The following is a 16,952-nucleotide window of genomic DNA, read 5'->3' on the forward strand; positions in this document are numbered from 1 at the left end:
ATGGACGCGATCAACCAGCCCCTGCTTGCCGTTCGCGACCTCTCGGTGGCCTTCCACCAGGGCGGCACCACCACGCTCGCGGTCGACAAGGTCTCGTTCCAGATCAAGCGCGGCGAATGCCTGGCGCTGGTCGGCGAATCCGGCTCCGGCAAGTCCGTCAGTGCGCTCTCGATCCTCAAGCTGTTGCCCTATCCGAACGCCTCGCATCCCTCGGGCAGCATCCGCTTCAAGGGGCAGGAACTGATCGACCGCTCCGAGCAGCAGATGCGGGAGATTCGCGGCAGCGACATCTCCATCATCTTCCAGGAGCCGATGACCTCGCTCAATCCGCTGCACACGATCGAGGCGCAGATCGGCGAGATCATCCAGCTGCACAATCCGACCAGCAATGCCGAGGCGCGCCGGCGAACGCTGGAATTGCTGACGCAGGTCGGCATTCCCGAACCCGAGACGCGGCTGAAGAGCTATCCGCATCAGCTCTCCGGCGGTCAGCGCCAGCGTGTGATGATCGCGATGGCGCTCGCCAACGAGCCGGATCTGTTGATCGCGGACGAGCCGACGACGGCGCTCGACGTCACGGTGCAGGCGCAGATCCTGGCGCTGCTCGCCGAGATCCGATCGCGGCTCGGCATGAGCCTGCTCTTCATCACCCACGATCTCGGCATCGTGCGCCGCATCGCCGACACCGTCTGTGTCATGAAGAGCGGCGAGATCGTCGAGCAGGGGCCGGTCGAGCAAGTCTTCAAGGGCCCGAAGCATCCCTACACGCGCGACCTGCTCGCGGCGGAGCCGAAGCCCGATCCGGCGCCGCCGCAGCCGGATGCGCCGTTGGTGATGTCCGCCAACGACCTGAAGGTCTGGTTTCCGATCAAGCGCGGCTTGATGCGCAAGACCGTCGGCCACATCAAGGCGGTCGACGGCGTCAGCATCGCCGTGCGCAAGGGCGAGACGCTCGGTGTGGTCGGCGAGTCAGGCTCGGGCAAGACCACGCTGGGGCTGGCGCTGCTGCGGCTGATCTCCTCAAACGGGCGTATCGTGTTCTTGGGGAACGACATCCAGGGCCTGCGCTTCAAGGAGATGCGGCCGTTCCGGCGCGACATGCAGATCGTGTTCCAGGACCCGTTCGGCTCGCTCTCACCGCGCATGTCGGTCGCCGACATCATCGCCGAAGGTCTCTCGGTGCATCAGCCGAAGCTGTCGCACGAAGAGCGCGAGGCGCGCGTCGTCAAGGCGCTGGAGGACGTCGGGCTGAAGCCTGACACCCGCCACCGCTATCCCCATGAATTCTCCGGCGGCCAGCGCCAGCGCATCAGTATCGCGCGGGCGGTCGTGCTGGAGCCGGATTTCGTCGTGCTGGACGAGCCGACCAGCGCGCTCGACATGCTGTTCCAGGCGCAGATGGTCGATCTGTTGCGCGAGCTCCAGCGCAAGCGCGAGCTCACCTACATGTTCATCTCGCACGATCTGCGCGTCGTCGCTTCGCTTGCGAGCCATCTGATCGTGATGCGCGGCGGCAAGGTCGTCGAGGAGGGGCAGGCCGCCCAGCTGTTCAAGAACCCGAAGACCGAATACACGCGCGCGCTGTTCGCGGCGGCGTTCCGGCTGGAGACGGCGGGCAACGGGTCGGTGGCGACGTAGCGCGTCATTCCAGACGCGCGACATTGCGGCGCCCTGAGCGTTTCGCCGGAGCAGGCTGCACGGGGCAGCCCGCCTTGATGTTACGCGGCGCGTTCCTTGTCTGGCGCTTCCTCGAGTGTGGCCGCAGTGTCTTCCAGCTTCTTGTCGTAATTGGCCTCGAGCCTCTCGATACTATCGGCCCACATCCTCAGCATTGAGACCTGGAAGTGCATCATCGGCTTCAAGGCATTCATGCCGATTGCTGTCGCTGCGGCGATGCGCCGTTGAGGGTCGCGCACGAAACGGTTTGCATTGGTGTCGTCTGCCATGCTGTTCGCTCCTTCGCTCTGGTGTTATGACCTAAGCTATCTGTCCTGTTGCGAACTGCTTGCTTCCAAACGCTCGGCCAGAAGTTCATCTGCCGCGCGGCGCGCGCATTGGTCGTCATGCAATTCATCGAGCTTTTTCAAGTAGGCGACCGCGGCTATCTGCAGGAGATCGAAATCATCCTCGCCGGTACCGCGAAGATTGGAGATGTAGCTGTAGAGGGCGGAACGCCTGTCGTCGTTCTCGCTGATGCCGCTGTGGAGCAGCAAATAGTTTCGCCAAGCGAACGCACACGCGCCTTCTCTGGCTTGAGAACTCATGGGCACCTCCTAAAGCCAGAGAAAGACTGGCGCCGCGTTTCGTTCCGCAAATCTCCTCAGATGTAACGTTGTTCCGTAGCTGCGCCGCAAGGTAAACCATACTTCCGGTGCCAATGCGCAGGTTCCGTCAGCAACCGCGTCCGAAACCTGTTCGGATGCCGAGAACAAAGATCGGGTATGATCCCCGCGATCCACGGCCCTAAAGCCGCTTGATCGCGACGACCTCGCTGCCGGCCTGCCTGATCCGCGCAATCGCAGGCTCGATCGCCTCGATCACCGTCGCCATGTGATGCGCGTTGGCGTGAACCATCGTGCTGCCATCGCGGACGATGGCGACATGGCCCTTCCAGAAAATGAGATCGCCGCGCAGCAAGCTGCTGCGCTCATGCGGCTCCAGCGCGCGGCCGAGCCCCGCCTGCTGCATGTCGCTGTCGCGTGGGCAGCCGATGCCCGCTGATGTCAGCGACACCTGGACGAGGCCGGAGCAATCGATGCCGAAACTGCTTTTGCCGCCCCAGAGATAGGGCGTGCCGGCGAAGCGTTCGGCGACCGTCACGAAATCCGGCTCGCGATGATCGAGCGGGGCGAGATGGGCCTTGGGCAAATATTGTCCATCGCGCGTCACGGCGAAGCTGCCGTCCTCGCGCGCCACAGCCAGCCTGGATCCCATCACGAGCGTATCGGCCGGCGGCAGCTTGATCGAGGGACCGGGGAAGGCGAACGTCCGCAGCGCGCTGACCACATGGGTCGGCGTCGCCGAGGGTTTCATGAGCGCTGCATCCGGCAGCCAGCCGACATAGCCATCGCCATTGAGCTGGCCCCACGCCCAGCCCTCGCCGTTGCGGTCGTAGACCGTGACGCGTTCGCCGCGCAGCGCCTCCGTCATCAGCATCGCGCCCGACGACGGCTGCTCGCGCACCGGCGCGACCGGATCGACCACCTCGAATTCCTCGCCGGTGACGAAGCGATCAGCCTCGACCTTGCCTTCGAGATATTTCGCGGCGAGGTCGCCCCGCGCCGGGGTTATTCGCGGATCATGCATAGCGCTCGCTCAGCAAGGTGTAGATGGCGCGTGCGGCCTGGCACTCGCCGCCTTCGGGACGTGCCGGCTTTGCCGACGGCGTCCAGCCGTAGATGTCGACATGCAGCCAGCTCTTCGCCTGATCGACGAAGCGCTGCAGGAACAGCGCGCAGGTGATCGAGCCGGCAAAGCCGCCTGATGGTGCGTTGGTGATGGTAGCGGTCTTGGAGTCCAGCCAGGAATCGTAAGGCGGCCACAACGGCATGCGCCACAACGGATCGTTCTCCTGCATCGCGCAGCGCGATAGGTCGGCGGCAAGGCTCTCATCATTGGTGTAAAAGGGCGGCAAATCCGGTCCCAGCGCGACACGCGCGGCACCGGTCAGCGTGCCCAGATCGATCAGCAGATCGGGCTTTTCCTCATCAGCCAGCGCCAGCGCGTCGGCGAGCACCAGCCGGCCCTCCGCATCCGTATTGCCGATCTCCACCGTGATGCCCTTGCGCGAAGTAAAGATGTCGAGCGGGCGGAAGGCGTTGCCGGCGACCGCGTTCTCCACCGCCGGAATCAGCACGCGCAGCCGCACCTTCAGCTTCGCATCCATCACCATGCGCGCCAGCGCGAGGACGTTGGCCGCGCCGCCCATGTCCTTCTTCATGATCAGCATGCCGCTCGACGGCTTCAAATCGAGCCCGCCGGTGTCGAAGCAGACGCCCTTGCCGACCAGCGTCACCTTGGGATGATCGGGATCGCCCCAGCCGATGTCGATCAGCCGCGGCGCGCGGTTCGAGGCCATGCCGACGGCGTGGATCAGCGGGAAGTTCTTCTCCAGATCATCGCCGACGGTGCAGGCGAAGCTTGCGCCGAACTCTGCGGCGAGGTCTTGCGCGGCGGCAGCCAGCTCCGCCGGCCCCATGTCGTTGGAGGGCGTGTTGATGAGGTCGCGCGCGAGCATCGCCGCATCAGCGATCCGCTCGATCTCGGCCGCATCGACGCCATCGGGCGGCACCAGCCGGACGTCGGGCCTGTCAGCCTTGCGGTACCGCGCGAAGCGGTAGCGCCCGATCGCAAAGGCGAGCGCCGCCAGCCGTGCATCGTGGGGTGCATTGGCAAAGCGATAGATCCCCGGCGGCAGCAGGCCGGGCAGGGCGCCGGGCCGGAACAGGTCGCGCGATCTCGCCCCCTCGTCCTCGAGGCCGAACAGCACCTGTGCGATTGCGCCGTCGGGCGCAGGCAGCGCCAGATAGGCACCCGGCTTGGCGGCAAAGGCGCATGCCGCGGCGAACGCGCGTTGCTGCGGCGGCAGCGCCTCGGCGACCTGATCCCAGCTCGATTTGGTGACGAAGGTGATCGGGATGGCGGCGGGTGACGTCTCGAAGACAGAAGGCATTGGCGGGTCCGGATCGTCAGATCAAACGGGTCATGCGAATGGATGAGACTTCGCAGAGTTTCGCCGCGGCTGCAATCGGCTTTGCTGTCACCGTTCAGCGAGCCGCTACTCGCGGCGAGGGGGGCATGCTAGGTTCCGGCAACGGTCGCCAGAGTTGGAGATCAGGCGACCGACGACAAAGCGCGCCGGGAGGAAATGCAATGGAATTTGTGTGGAGCGTGGTCACATTCATTGGCGAGGCCATCGAGGCGATTTTCGGCTATGTCGAGCACCACCATTGGATCTTCGCGTTCCTTGCCGGCGGTTACGTCTTCTATCTCCACGACCGCTCCGTCCACGCGCGGTTCGATGCGCTCGACAGGCGCGTCGACGAAATCCGCAAACGGCTTGCCATCGAATATTGATCGGGCAAGACGAAAACGTCGTCGCACGGATCTCGTATCTCGTGTTGAGGGCTGCCGTTCCCGAGAGCGCGGCCTCGACCTGCTGCTGGATTGCAACCGCTCAAGCCTGACGACGCTTGCGAGCGGGAGTATCGACGAGAGCACGGCCCGGGGGCCGTGTTAACCGGCCGTTAGGGTTAACAGTCTATTGCTGGCGCGTTCGGCTCGATCAATCGGCTCGAGAGTCAAAGCGTCATGCGTCTACGGTTCAGTCTTGCCCGGCTTCTTGCGTCCACCTCGCTGGTCGCGGCGGTGGCCATGGGCCTCGGCGGCTGCACGGCCATGTCGAAACTCTCCGACGTGACGGGCTCGGTCGGGCCACGGGCGGAAGCGGCTCCCACCGATCGCGCGACCGCAGATCCGGTGCGCGCCGTCGAGGTCTATGGCGAGCGCTACCGCGCCAATCCCAAGGACGCCGATGCCGCGCTCGCCTACGGTCAGGCGCTGCGCGCCAACGGTCAGCGTGCCCAGGCCGCTGCGGTGCTCGAGCAGGCGACCATCGCCAATCCCGGCAACAAGGCGCTGCTCGCCCAATATGGCCGCGCCCTCGCCGACAACGGCAATTTCCAGCAGGCCTACGATGTGCTGTCGAAAGCGCATTCGCCTGACAATCCGGACTGGCGCCTGCTCTCGGTGCAGGGCACCGCACTGGACCAGATGGGCCGCCACGAGGAAGCGCGTTCCTACTACGCGAGCGCGCTCAAGATCGCACCGGGTGATCCCGGTGTGCTCTCCAATCTCGGCCTGTCCTACATGTTGTCGAGAGACCTTCCGAAGGCCGAAGAGGCGCTGCGGCAGGCCTACGCCTCGCCGCGTGCGAGCATCCGGGTGCGGCAGAATCTCGGCCTTGTCGTCGGTCTGCAGGGCCGCTTCGCCGAAGCCGAGACCATCGTAAAGGCAGATCTGCCACCGGATCAGGCCGCGGCCAACGTCGCCTATCTCAAGGAGATGCTCAGCCGCAGCGACGCTCCCCGCGGCGCACCGAAGCGGACGCCGGTGGCCTCGCTCAGCCAACCCGACTGATCAGAGCTGATCGTCTCTTCTATCGTCTCATCCTGAAAGCTGCCCGCGAGCCGCATGCGCGGCCCGGGTCCCGCGTCATTGCATCTCGGAGATCTTGATGCCGGTCGGTCCGAGAATGACCACGAACAGCACGGGCAGGAAGAACAGGATCATCGGCACGGTCAGCTTCGGCGGCAGGGCGGCAGCCTTCTTTTCAGCCTCGTTCATGCGCATGTCGCGATTTTCCTGCGCCATGACGCGCAGGGAATGTCCGAGCGGGGTGCCGTAACGCTCCGCCTGCTGAAGCGCGAGACAGACCGATTTGACCCCCTCGAGTCCGGTGCGCCGCGCCAAGTTCTCGTAAGCGACCTTGCGATCCTGCAGATAGGATAATTCGGCCGTGGTCAGCGTGAACTCCTCCGACAGCGCGATCGACTGCCCCACGATCTCGGTGGCGACCTTCCGGAACGCCATCTCGACTGACATGCCGGATTCGATGCAGATCAGAAGCAGGTCGAGCGCGTCGGGAAAGGCGCGCTTGATCGAGAGCTGGCGCTTGGAGATCGCATTCCTGAGGAACAGCATCGGCGCCTGGAGGCCGAGATAGGCGGCGCCGATGCAGATGCCGATCTTGATCGGCATGGCCTGCTGCAGATGCGCGATCAAGAAGACGTAGACGACCGAGCCGATGAAGAGCACCATCGGCGCGACCATGCGGGCAAACAGGAAGGTGATGTAGGGCGCCTGACCGCGGTAACCCGCCATGATCAGCTTGTCGCGCGCAGCTTCCTGCGCGAGCCATTTGGTGAGGTTGAAGTCCTCGACGACCTTGGAGACGAGCTGCTTCGGCGTCTGGCGCAGCGTGACCTTTTCATTCTTGTGAAGGCGCTCACGCTCGCGCTGCCGGATGCGCTCGCGCTCGCTTGCCACCGCCTTCATGCGCTTGGAGAGGCCCTCGCCGGCGAACAGGGGCATCACCAGCGTATAGACGGTGGCGCTGGCGGCAATGGCCGCCAGCATCATGGTCATGAAGTGGACGTCATGTAGTTTCGCGACGAGAAACTGGACCATACTGCACCGTCAGAAATCGAAATTGATCATCTTCTTCATCACCATGATGCCGACCGCCATCCAGACGACGCAGCCGACCAGCATGAGCTGGCCGGTGGGATGGGTCCACAGCACCGAGATGTAATGTGGCGTCGTGAGATAGACGAGGAACATCACGATCGGCGGCAGCGAGCCGATGATGCCGGCCGAGGCCTTGGCTTCCATCGACATGGCCTGGATCTTTTCCCTCATCTTCTTGCGGTCGCGCAGCACCTTGGAAAGGTTGCCGAGCGCTTCGGAGAGGTTGCCGCCGGATTTCTGTTGGATCGAGATGACGATGCCGAAGAAGTTGGCCTCCGGCAACGGCATGCGATCATAGAGCCGCGAGCAGGCCTCGCCGAGCGGCATGCCGATCGCCTGGGTCTCGATGATCGCCAGAAACTCGCTGCGCAGCGGCTCGGGCGCGTCGGCCGCGACGACCTTGATCGATTCGAACAAGGGCAGGCCTGCCTTGATGCCGCGGACGATCACGTCGACCGCATCGGGCAGTGCCGCCAGGAACTTGGCCTCGCGGCGCTTTTTCAGGAAGCCCAGTGCCCAGCGCGGCAGGCCGAAGCCGCCGGCAAAGGCGAGGCCGGCAGCACCGATCAGGCCGCCGCCGGCGAACAGAGCGGCTGCGAAGAACGCGCCCGCCACGGCGGCGGAGACGATCCAGAACTTCTGCGGCGTCCAATCGAGCCCCGCCTGCGACAGGCGGACGGGGAGCGGAGCGCTCTTCTCCTGCAGGCGTCGCGCCTCGAGATCCTTCAGCGTGGTCTCGACCTGCTCGCGGCGCGAGCGCTGGGTCTTCTCGGCCTGGCGGGCCGTGGGCGCCTCGGCGCGGGAGATCGAAGCGCGGCGGCTTTCGGCCTTTCGTTCCCCGGACAGCAGCGGATAGAGGAAGACCCAGGCGATGCCGCCGACCGCTGCGGTGGCAAGGAATGCGAGGGCGAGGACCTGCATGTTCATGCTGAACTGCTCACGTCTTCGGCGCGACTTCCGCCGCGTCCAGCGCAGCGGCAAGGCGCTTCTCGTCGCCGTAATAGCGGGCGCGTTCCCAGAATTTCGGACGGCCGATGCCGGTCGAGCGGTGCCGGCCGATGATCTTGCCGTTGGCGTCCTCGCCGATCATGTCGTAGAGGAAGATGTCCTGGGTGATGATGGTGTCGCCTTCCATGCCCATCACCTCGGTGATGTGGGTGATGCGGCGCGAGCCGTCGCGCAGGCGCGCAGCCTGGACGATAACGTCGATGGAGGCGCAGATCATCTCGCGGATGGTGCGTGAGGGAAGCGAGAAGCCTCCCATCGTGATCATGGATTCGCAGCGCGACAGGGCTTCGCGCGGGTTGTTGGCGTGCAGCGTGCCCATCGATCCGTCATGGCCGGTGTTCATGGCCTGGAGCAGGTCGAATGCCTCGGGTCCGCGAACCTCGCCGACGATGATGCGCTCGGGGCGCATACGCAGGCAGTTGCGCACCAGCTCGCGCATGGTGATCTGGCCTTCGCCTTCGATGTTGGGCGGTCGGGTTTCCAGCCGCACCACGTGAGGCTGCTGGAGCTGGAGCTCGGCGGCGTCCTCGCAGGTGATGACGCGCTCGTCATGCTCGATATAGTTGGTCAGGCAGTTGAGCAGCGTGGTCTTGCCGGAGCCGGTGCCGCCGGAGATCAGCACGTTGCAGCGGACGCGACCGATGATCTGGAGGATTTCGGCGCCTTCCGGCGAGATCGCGCCGAACTTGACCAGCTGATCGAGCGTCAGCTTGTCCTTCTTGAATTTGCGGATGGTGAGCGTGGGGCCGTCGATCGACAGCGGCGGCACGATGGCGTTGACGCGGGAGCCGTCGGCGAGGCGCGCGTCGCAGATCGGCGAGGATTCGTCGACGCGCCGGCCGACCTGGCTGACGATGCGCTGGCAGATGTTGAGGAGCTGCTGGTTGTCGCGGAAGCGAATTCCCGTGCGCTGGATCTTGCCGGCGACTTCGATGTAGACGGTGTTGGCGCCGTTGACCATGATGTCGGCGATGTCGTCGCGCGACAGCAGCGGCTCGAGCGGGCCGTAGCCGAGAACGTCGTTGCAGATGTCGTCGAGCAGTTCCTCCTGCTCGGCGATCGACATCACGATGTTCTTGATCGCGATGATCTCGTTGACGATGTCGCGGATTTCCTCGCGCGCGGACTCCGAATCGAGCTTGGCGAGCTGGGCGAGGTCGATCGCCTCGATCAGCGCGCCGAAGATGGTCGCCTTGACCTCGTAATAATTGTCCGACCGCCGGCTCTCCATGGCCGGAGGCGGCGGCGCCTTGGCAGGCGCAAGCGGCGGCGAGGCGACGGCCGGCGGAGGCGGGGCGCGCGACACCGTCGGCGCCGGAGCCTGGGCAGGCTCGGGCGACACGGCGCCGGGCTTGGGCGCCCGAAGGTCGGTGTCTGTTCCGCTACGCTTACCGAACACTTAACAACTCCATGCGGCGGCTTATTTTCCCCGCAACTTGTCAATCAGGGGTGAAAGCAGGGACGACTTTTGTTTCTTGGTCTCGCTGCGGCCGGTCAGGCGCTGGGCGATCTGAAGAAACATCTCGATCGACTTGTGGTTGGCGGAGATCTCCGCGATCATCTGGCCGTTGTTGGCGGCCGAGCCGAAGATCTGCGGCTCGAACGGGATCGAGACGATCGGCTGGCTCTCGATCGCCTTGGCGAACTCCGCGGCGGCGATTTCGGGGCGTTTCGGCACGCCGACCTGGTTCAGGCAGTAGAGCGGTGGCCGGTCGTTGGGGCGCGCGGCCTTCAACAGATCGAACAGGTTCTTGGTATTGCGCAAATTGGCGAGGTCGGGCGCGGCCACGATCAGGATGTCGTCCGCTCCGATCAGGGCGCGCTTGGTCCAGCCCGACCATTGATGCGGTATGTCGAGCACGATGCAGGGCATGGTGGACCGCAGGGTGTCGAACACGGCGTCGAAGGCGTCGGTGCCGAAATCATAGACCCGGTCGAGCGTCGCCGGCGCCGCCAGCAGGCTGAGATGGTCGGTGCATTTCGACAGCAGGCGGTCGATGAAGGCGGTGTCGACGCGATCGGGCGAGAACACGGCGTCGGCAATGCCCTGCGGCGGGTCCTGGTTGTAGTCGAGCCCGGCGGTGCCGAAGGCGAGGTCGAGATCGGCGACGACGGCGTCCATGGCGAGGTCGCGCGCGATCGCCCAGGCGACATTATGGGAGATGGTCGAAGCCCCGACGCCGCCCTTGGCGCCGACCACGGCGATGATGCGGCCGACCGCCTTGGCTTCCGGTGCGGAAAACAGGTTGCAGATCGAGCGCACGACATCGATCGCGCCGACCGGCGCGAGCACGTAGTCGCTGACACCGCGTCGCACCAGCTCACGGTAGAGTGTGACGTCGTTGATGCGGCCGATCACGACCACGCGGGTGCCGGCGTCGCAGACGGTGGCGAGCTGGTCGAGCCCGCCCAGCAGGTCGTTGCGTCCGTCGCTTTCGAGCACGATGACGTTCGGCGTCGGGGCCGAGCGGTAGGCCTCGGTTGCAGCGGCCATGCCCCCCATCTGGATCTTCAGATGGGCCTTGCCGAGACGGCGGTCTTCGCCGGCCGACTGGACCGCAGCAGCAGTCTCCACGGTCTCGCAGAAGGCCTGGACCGAGACGCGCGGCGCGGGCGCAATATGCTCCTCGACTGGCGGAGGAGCTGCGTCCGGCTGCTCTTCGTGTATCTGGCGAGCGTAGCTGATCATTTGCCGGTGTCGCTGAGTTTGGCCTTGTCGGCCTCGGGATAGGTGGTCGTCGTCGTGACACCCTTGCGATACTTCTCGAGAGCGGTGATGCGCCGCGGCGTGTAGGACGGAGTTTCAGGCCGCGGCTGCTCGAGGTCCGACGGATTGTCGACCATCGCCGCGAGGTTGCGCTGATAGGCGCAGCCGTAATTGTAGTAGTCCTTGTTCTCGAACCACCTCTTGTTCTTCATCGAAGGGCCGACGTCTTCCGGCCACAGGCCGCAGGGACCCGCGACCGCGGCGATCTTGGAATAAGTGAGCCGGATCGGCGGCAGGAAGCGCTTGTCTTCCGGCTGGTAGGGCCGAACATTGACGCCGCGCGGCGGAACGCCTGCTCCCGCCAGCATCGCCTGGATTTCACGCATCGTGTCCGCGACCGGACGCGCATTGGGCGTGCCGGACGGCACGTCGATACGGATGGCGCCCGTGCCTTCGTGCAACCATGCCGATGCGACACCCATCACGTCCGCGCGCTGGGCGGCGGTCAATCCGCCGCGGGCATGGCCGACGAAGACGACGATCGAACGATTTTGCTCCTCGATCGCGATCGGATGGCGCTGCTTGTAGTCGTCGGGAATGGAGGCCGTGACGGCTTCGTCATGCTGGCACCCGCCGAGCGCGAGCGCCATGCCGATGAGCGCGCCACCGAGACGGATGGCGCGTTTGCGAAGCTGGGGTGGTCTTGTGATCATCGTGAAGTCCCCGTTCCGCCTCAGTCGGTGATGAAGCCGTAGGTGCCGCGGTAGTTCTTGGCCGGCTCGGTCCGGCCGGGCACGCCGTAGATGCGGTTGATATTGCCGAGCAGCTGGGCCTGTGGATCCGCAGGCGGGGCGAAGCCGTCATCCGGCCGCGACAGGTCCTTTGGCGCCACCGCGCGAACGACGTAGGGCGTCACGATCACGACCAGCTCGGTCGCGTTGTTGACGAAGTCGCGGCTGCGGAACAGCGTGCCGAGGACCGGGAGCTGCATCAGTCCCGGCAATCCGCTGACTGCCTGCTTGGTCTGCTGCTGGATCAGGCCGGCCATCGCCATCGCGCCGCCGGAGGGAATTTCCAGCGAGGTCTCGGCACGGCGGGTCCTGATCGAGGGCACCGTCACCGAGTTCACCGACGTCGAGGTCACGGCCTGCGACAGCGTGATCGCATTCTCGTTCGACAGCTCCGAGACCTCGGTCATCACCCGCAGGCTGATCTTGCCTTCGCTCAGCACCACGGGGGTGAAGTTGAGCGAGATGCCGAACTTCTTGAAGCTGATCTGGGTGGTACAGACATGCGTGGTGGGATCGCACGCATAGCCCGCCGGCACCGGGAATTCGCCGCCGGCGATGAACGTTGCCGATTCACCGGAGATCGCGGTCAGGTTCGGTTCGGCCAGCGTGCGGATCACGCCAGCGGTTTCCATCGCGCGCAGGGTGGCCTGCACCGACGGCGCCGCGCCGAACTTCGTGGTCAGATTGTTGCCGTCCACGAGGTTGTGGCCGAGAGCGGTGAACGGATTCGAGTTGGAGAAGCTCACCACCGACGTGCCGTAGTTGAGGTTCGCGGTCAGGTCGATGCCGAGCTGCTTGACGATGTTGCGCTGGACTTCGGCCACCGTCACCTTGAGCATGACCTGGTCGCGGCCGCGGACCACGATCGAGTTCACCACCTTGTCGGCGCCGCCGGCCAGGCGCGCGGCGAGGTCGTTGGCCTGCTGCGCTTCCATCGGGTTCGCCGCCGTGCCGGTCAGGACGATGCCGTCGCCGAGTCCGTCGATCTGGATGTCTGAATGCGGCAGGACCTGCTTCAGCGCCGCCCGCACACCGTTGAGGTCGCGCTTGACGGCGATGTCATAGGCCGCGATCTGCTGGCCTGCAGAATCGAAGAACACGATGTTGGTCTGGCCGAGCGCGGCGCCGATGATGTAGGCGCGCTGCGCCGAGCGGACCACCGCATTGGCGATCTTGGGGTCAGCGACCAGCACGTCCTTGATGTCGCGCGGAAGGTCGATCACCACGGACTTGCCGATGCCGAGCGAGAGGAAGCGGGCGTTCATCTGACCGTCGGCAGCGGCCGGCGCGCCGGGGCGATAGTCGGCGGCGACCACGGGGGTCAGCACCGGGTTGAATGCCAGCGCGAAGGCGGCCGAGAACGACAGGGCGCGGACCAATGAGGTTCGCATCGTCGCTATATCTGCCCTGCATTTCATGTCGCCTGTCCTCATCGTGCTTTCGCCGTCGAGCTCGGAATGCCGTAGCGAATGATCGAGACGCCGTCGCGCTTCTGGGCGGATTCGTCGAGCGTGATCTCGCTCATCTTGACGTCGGCAATGCTGCGCAGCGCCAGCGAGAGCGTTCCGGCCTGACGGGCCGAAGAAAGCGCCTGGGTCTGTGCGGAAGTGAGTTCCAGGGTCACGGTCTTGCCGACCACGGCGTTCTGGCCGTCCTTCTCCTTCGGGGCCTGGTCGATGGCGAGGACGCGCACATTGACCAGGATGATCTCGGACGTGACGACGTCCTGGCCCCCGGAGGCCTGGTCCGGGTTCTTGAGGCGGCGCGTGAGCAGGACGTCGACGCGGTCATTGGGCAGGATGAAGCCGCCTGCGCCGGTCTCCGGCGAGATTTCGGTCGAGATGGCCCGCATGCCGCTGGGCAGGATGGCCGCCATGAATCCGGAGCCCTCGGCCTTGACCAGCTTCTGGTCGCGGATCGGCTCACCCTGAATGAAGGGGGCGCGCGCGATCGAACCGGTCACCTGGGTCACGCCCTCGGGACGCTCGTTGCGGCGGATGAAGGTGGCGCTGGCGGTCGCGGCCGGCCAGGTCTGCCATTGCAGATCTTCCGGCTTCACGGTCTGGCCGAGGCCGATGTCGTTCTTGGCCACGAGGACGTCGACGGTCGGAAGCTGCGCGACCGGCGCCGGAGGCGGCGCAGAATTGTCCGAGCCGCTCGCCAGGTACGCGGCGACACCGCCGGCGCAGATGGCGACCGCCAGGACGACAATGCGTGCCCTATTCATACGCTTCACTTTCCAACAAAACGCCGCGACGCTGACGCCGCCGTAATCGGCAGTTGACCAGCTATTCGTCAAAGCATGGTTAATGAGGCGTATCTAAATCGCCTTAACGCCGGGTTTACCCGGTGCGTTCAGCGCAGCGCGAGGTGAGCGAGATCAATCGCCTTCACCCATTCGGTCTCCGGGTAGACCATCAGCGCACTCAGTGCGAGCGCGATGCCGTAGGGGATGCCGCTCTCCTTGGCATGCAGCCGGGCGAGCCAGGCCTGGCCCGCCAGCCCGTAGGGCAGCGGCCATTGCCGGAACTGGAGCAGGAGCAGCGTCAGCGCCCCGCCGAACAGCGAGGCGTAGAGCAGGAAGTTTATCAGTTGTGCGAAGCCGAACCAGAGTGCGACGGAGGCCGCGACCTTGGCGTCGCCGCCGCCGACCCAGCCCATCGCAAAACAGGTGAAGGCGATGACCAAAAGAAGCGCGCCGGCGCCGACATGACTGAGCATCTCGTAAGGTGCCATGCCACCGGCGAGGGCAAGTGCGAAGAAGCCAGCGACCAGCGCCAGCGACACGCGGTTCGAGATCGTCATCGTGAAGAGATCGCTCGCGGCTGCAAACGCCATCAGGGCCGGAAAGAGCAGAAGGCGCGCAAGGTCGAGGATCATGGCTGCGTCTTGAGGCCTGGGTTTGCCGCGGGAATTGGGCGTCGGGCGATGCTAGCCGGCAGTGCTAAACAAACCGACAACGGCAGCAAGCGACCCACGCGGCTGAAACCGCGGAACGCGTCGTTACCAGAGGCTGGCAATGCGCACGGCGAGCGCGGCCGTCGCAAGCAGCAGCGCAAGGCAGACCCAATAGACCGGCGAGCCGGCCTGAGCCGCCGCCGTCTCGTTTGCCGCGATCGCGGCATCGGTTCTGTACTTACGCAACGCCACTGGAAACTCGCCGTCTTCGGAAAAACAAAGGCCCCGGAGATCCGGGGCTTTTGCCGTCGTTCGTCGGTCGCTTACTTCAGCGAGCTGCTGATCGAGGTGAACTTGGCGTTCAGCGTGGTGCCGAGGTTGTTGACGACGGTGATGATGGCCAGCGCGATGCCGGCGGCGATCAGACCGTATTCGATGGCGGTGGCGCCGGATTCATCCTTCGCGAAACGTGCAATCAAGTTCTTCATGAACATAACTCCATCTGGGGTGGGGATCGCCTCGTTCGGCGCCGTCTTTGACCCGATGACCATGAGAGCCGAGCTCTTTCGGTAGAGTTAATTCGATCGGGCAAACCCGCTTGCGGCGCGATGCTTTGGCCCAGAGTGAATTTCGTCTTAAGGCGGCGCCTGTAATTCGTTCCGGTTCCAGATGTACCGTCGGCGCAGCACCGGCTTCACGCTCCCTTAAATTTAGCGGCGTAGGCGTAACTGAGCTGGAATTCGCAAGAGAGGCGACGATGTCGAGCCTGCCCATGCAAGTCGCCCTGATGCTCGGCGAGACCATCGTCAAGGTGATCCCCGTCACCTTCGCACTCGCGGCGGTCTTCACCGTGCTCGAGCATTTCTGGGCCTGCAATGCCGGCGCGCCGTGGTGGCGCAAGCGCGAGATCGTCACCGACATCTGCTACTGGTTCTTCGTTCCGGTGTTCGCCCGCACGATGCGGATCGGACTTCTGATCGTCGGCGCGAGCCTCGTCTTCAACATCCACGACGCCGACGAACTCATCGCCTTCTACGACAATGGCCACGGCCCGCTGTCGTTGATGCCGCTCTGGGTCCAGGCCGTATTGTTCCTGGTCCTGTCCGACTTCATGCTGTACTGGCTGCACCGGCTGTTCCACGGCGGCGGGTTCTGGAAGTACCACGCGATCCATCACTCCTCGGAGGAGATAAGCTGGATTTCGGCGGCCCGCTTCCATCCCGTCAATCTCGTGCTCGGCACCATCGGCGTCGACGTCGTGCTGCTGATGGCCGGCATTTCCCCGAACGCGATGGTCTGGCTCGCCCCGTTCACGACCTTCCATTCGGCCTTCGTGCACGCCAACCTGAACTGGAGCTTCGGGCCGTTCAGATATTTGTTGGCGACGCCGGTGTTCCACCGCTGGCACCACACCTCGCTCGAGGAGGGCGGCGACACCAATTTTGCCGGCACGTTCCCGATCTGGGACGTTCTGTTCGGCACCTTCCGTATGCCCGAGGGTAAACTGCCGCAGGATTACGGCAAGGACGAAGCGACCATGCCTAAGGAGATCGCGGGCCAGTTCGCCTATCCATTCCGCCGCTAGCCTCGAAGGCGGTAAAACGCCAGTCTGTTCAAACAATAGTCGGCGAGTTTGCGGAACGTTCACGAATTAAGGGCAGGTTAGCCGGGTCGGGCACTGGCTCTGCTCTATCGAGTCGCTTCTGCCGGTTTGTGACGTCCCGGGGGTAAGAGTATGCGTAAAGAATTGCTGCGCCGTCGGGCGCGCGTTTGTCTTCTGGTTGCGGCCGCGGTGCTGGCATCGCCGGCTGCCGGCCTTGCCGACCCCACCGCCGACACCATCGCTGTCAATGTCGACCAGGCCAAGCTGGTGCGGCTGCCCGGCAAGGTGGCGACCATCGTGGTCGGCAATCCCCTGATCGCCGACGTCACGCTCCAGCCCGGCGGCATGATCGTCGTGACCGGCAAGGGCTATGGTGCCACCAATTTCATCGCGCTCGACCGGGCCGGCGAGATTCTGGTCGATCGCCAGATCCAGGTCGAAGGTCCGAGCGACCGGCTCGTCACCGTCTATCGCGGGATCGAGCGCGAGTCCTACAGCTGCGTGCCGCTTTGCCAGCGTCGCGTGACGCTCGGCGACAGCGACACCTACTTCAACAACACGATGAGCCAGGCCGGCTCGCTGAGCGCCAGCGCCAGCGGTGGTGGTGGCGGTCCGTCCAAGTCCAACTAGCGGCACCGATCGGCGGGTTTGCCCGGACAGTATCCTGCCAGACCGCTTTGCAGATGCGAGCCAGAGG

19 protein-coding genes are annotated in these 16,952 nt (G+C 64.8%); 5 read left to right on the plus strand and 14 right to left on the minus strand.

Annotated features, from left to right (window positions below):
* Window positions 1–1,638, plus strand: a complete 1,638-nt coding sequence (locus XH81_RS18160) for an ABC transporter ATP-binding protein (protein ID WP_028142111.1) — start codon at window positions 1–3, stop codon at window positions 1,636–1,638.
* Window positions 1,639–1,718: 80 nt separating this feature from the next.
* On the opposite strand, the gene XH81_RS18165 is transcribed toward XH81_RS18160, so the two are convergent.
* From XH81_RS18165 to XH81_RS18180, 4 genes are all read right to left on the minus strand, one after another.
* Window positions 1,719–1,946, minus strand: a complete 228-nt coding sequence (locus tag XH81_RS18165; protein WP_028142110.1) for a hypothetical protein — start codon at window positions 1,944–1,946, stop codon at window positions 1,719–1,721.
* A 36-nt stretch (window positions 1,947–1,982) separates the two neighbouring features.
* A complete protein-coding gene (locus tag XH81_RS18170; protein WP_028142109.1) occupies window positions 1,983–2,264 on the minus strand; it encodes a hypothetical protein in 282 nt (93 codons plus the stop codon).
* A gap of 199 nt (window positions 2,265–2,463) precedes the next feature.
* On the minus strand, window positions 2,464–3,306 hold the full coding sequence (locus tag XH81_RS18175) for a C40 family peptidase (protein WP_028142108.1): 843 nt from the start codon (window positions 3,304–3,306) through the stop codon (window positions 2,464–2,466).
* On the minus strand, window positions 3,299–4,672 hold the full coding sequence (locus XH81_RS18180; protein ID WP_028142107.1) for a leucyl aminopeptidase family protein: 1,374 nt from the start codon (window positions 4,670–4,672) through the stop codon (window positions 3,299–3,301). Before XH81_RS18180 ends, XH81_RS18175 begins: the two co-directional genes overlap by 8 nt.
* Before the next feature lie 200 nt (window positions 4,673–4,872).
* Here XH81_RS18180 and XH81_RS18185 point away from each other — a divergent pair, with 200 nt between their 5' ends.
* Both XH81_RS18185 and XH81_RS18190 read left to right on the plus strand, forming a co-directional pair.
* Window positions 4,873–5,076: a hypothetical protein gene (locus tag XH81_RS18185; RefSeq protein ID WP_018318792.1), complete on the plus strand. Its 204-nt coding sequence runs from the start codon at window positions 4,873–4,875 to the stop codon at window positions 5,074–5,076.
* Between the two features lie 234 nt (window positions 5,077–5,310).
* Window positions 5,311–6,138, plus strand: coding sequence for a tetratricopeptide repeat protein (locus XH81_RS18190; RefSeq protein ID WP_028142106.1), 828 nt, complete (start codon window positions 5,311–5,313; stop codon window positions 6,136–6,138).
* Window positions 6,139–6,213: 75 nt separating this feature from the next.
* Here XH81_RS18190 and XH81_RS18195 read toward each other — a convergent pair whose 3' ends face one another.
* From XH81_RS18195 to XH81_RS18240, 10 genes are all read right to left on the minus strand, one after another.
* Window positions 6,214–7,188, minus strand: coding sequence for a type II secretion system F family protein (locus XH81_RS18195; RefSeq protein WP_028142105.1), 975 nt, complete (start codon window positions 7,186–7,188; stop codon window positions 6,214–6,216).
* Window positions 7,189–7,197: 9 nt separating this feature from the next.
* Window positions 7,198–8,175, minus strand: a complete 978-nt coding sequence (locus XH81_RS18200) for a type II secretion system F family protein (RefSeq protein ID WP_028142104.1) — start codon at window positions 8,173–8,175, stop codon at window positions 7,198–7,200.
* A gap of 10 nt (window positions 8,176–8,185) precedes the next feature.
* The gene (locus XH81_RS18205; RefSeq protein WP_028142103.1) at window positions 8,186–9,655 is read right to left on the minus strand and encodes a CpaF family protein; all 1,470 of its coding nucleotides are present in this window, start codon (window positions 9,653–9,655) and stop codon (window positions 8,186–8,188) included.
* 21 nt (window positions 9,656–9,676) lie between these two features.
* Window positions 9,677–10,945, minus strand: coding sequence for an AAA family ATPase (locus XH81_RS18210; protein ID WP_028142102.1), 1,269 nt, complete (start codon window positions 10,943–10,945; stop codon window positions 9,677–9,679).
* Complete coding sequence (locus tag XH81_RS18215) at window positions 10,942–11,676, minus strand: CpaD family pilus assembly protein (RefSeq protein WP_028142101.1); 735 nt, start codon at window positions 11,674–11,676, stop codon at window positions 10,942–10,944. The genes XH81_RS18210 and XH81_RS18215 overlap by 4 nt, the downstream gene beginning before the upstream one ends.
* A 20-nt stretch (window positions 11,677–11,696) precedes the next feature.
* On the minus strand, window positions 11,697–13,172 hold the full coding sequence (locus XH81_RS18220) for a type II and III secretion system protein family protein (RefSeq protein WP_028142100.1): 1,476 nt from the start codon (window positions 13,170–13,172) through the stop codon (window positions 11,697–11,699).
* 11 nt (window positions 13,173–13,183) lie between these two features.
* A complete protein-coding gene (gene cpaB, locus XH81_RS18225; RefSeq protein WP_028142099.1) occupies window positions 13,184–13,981 on the minus strand; it encodes a Flp pilus assembly protein CpaB in 798 nt (265 codons plus the stop codon).
* A gap of 128 nt (window positions 13,982–14,109) precedes the next feature.
* Window positions 14,110–14,634: an A24 family peptidase gene (locus tag XH81_RS18230; protein ID WP_271596317.1), complete on the minus strand. Its 525-nt coding sequence runs from the start codon at window positions 14,632–14,634 to the stop codon at window positions 14,110–14,112.
* A gap of 123 nt (window positions 14,635–14,757) precedes the next feature.
* The gene (locus XH81_RS18235; protein WP_162832269.1) at window positions 14,758–14,904 is read right to left on the minus strand and encodes a hypothetical protein; all 147 of its coding nucleotides are present in this window, start codon (window positions 14,902–14,904) and stop codon (window positions 14,758–14,760) included.
* Between the two features lie 71 nt (window positions 14,905–14,975).
* A complete protein-coding gene (locus XH81_RS18240) occupies window positions 14,976–15,140 on the minus strand; it encodes a Flp family type IVb pilin (protein WP_007599783.1) in 165 nt (54 codons plus the stop codon).
* 269 nt (window positions 15,141–15,409) lie between these two features.
* On the opposite strand from XH81_RS18240, the gene XH81_RS18245 reads away from it, so the two are divergent.
* Together XH81_RS18245 and XH81_RS18250 are read left to right on the plus strand one after the other, a co-directional pair.
* Window positions 15,410–16,237, plus strand: a complete 828-nt coding sequence (locus XH81_RS18245) for a sterol desaturase family protein (RefSeq protein ID WP_028142097.1) — start codon at window positions 15,410–15,412, stop codon at window positions 16,235–16,237.
* A gap of 150 nt (window positions 16,238–16,387) precedes the next feature.
* Window positions 16,388–16,885: a pilus assembly protein N-terminal domain-containing protein gene (locus tag XH81_RS18250; protein ID WP_028142096.1), complete on the plus strand. Its 498-nt coding sequence runs from the start codon at window positions 16,388–16,390 to the stop codon at window positions 16,883–16,885.
* Window positions 16,886–16,952 lie beyond the last annotated feature (67 nt).

This window comes from Bradyrhizobium sp. CCBAU 25360 (assembly GCF_028128695.1).
Lineage (GTDB): Bacteria > Pseudomonadota > Alphaproteobacteria > Rhizobiales > Xanthobacteraceae > Bradyrhizobium > Bradyrhizobium ottawaense.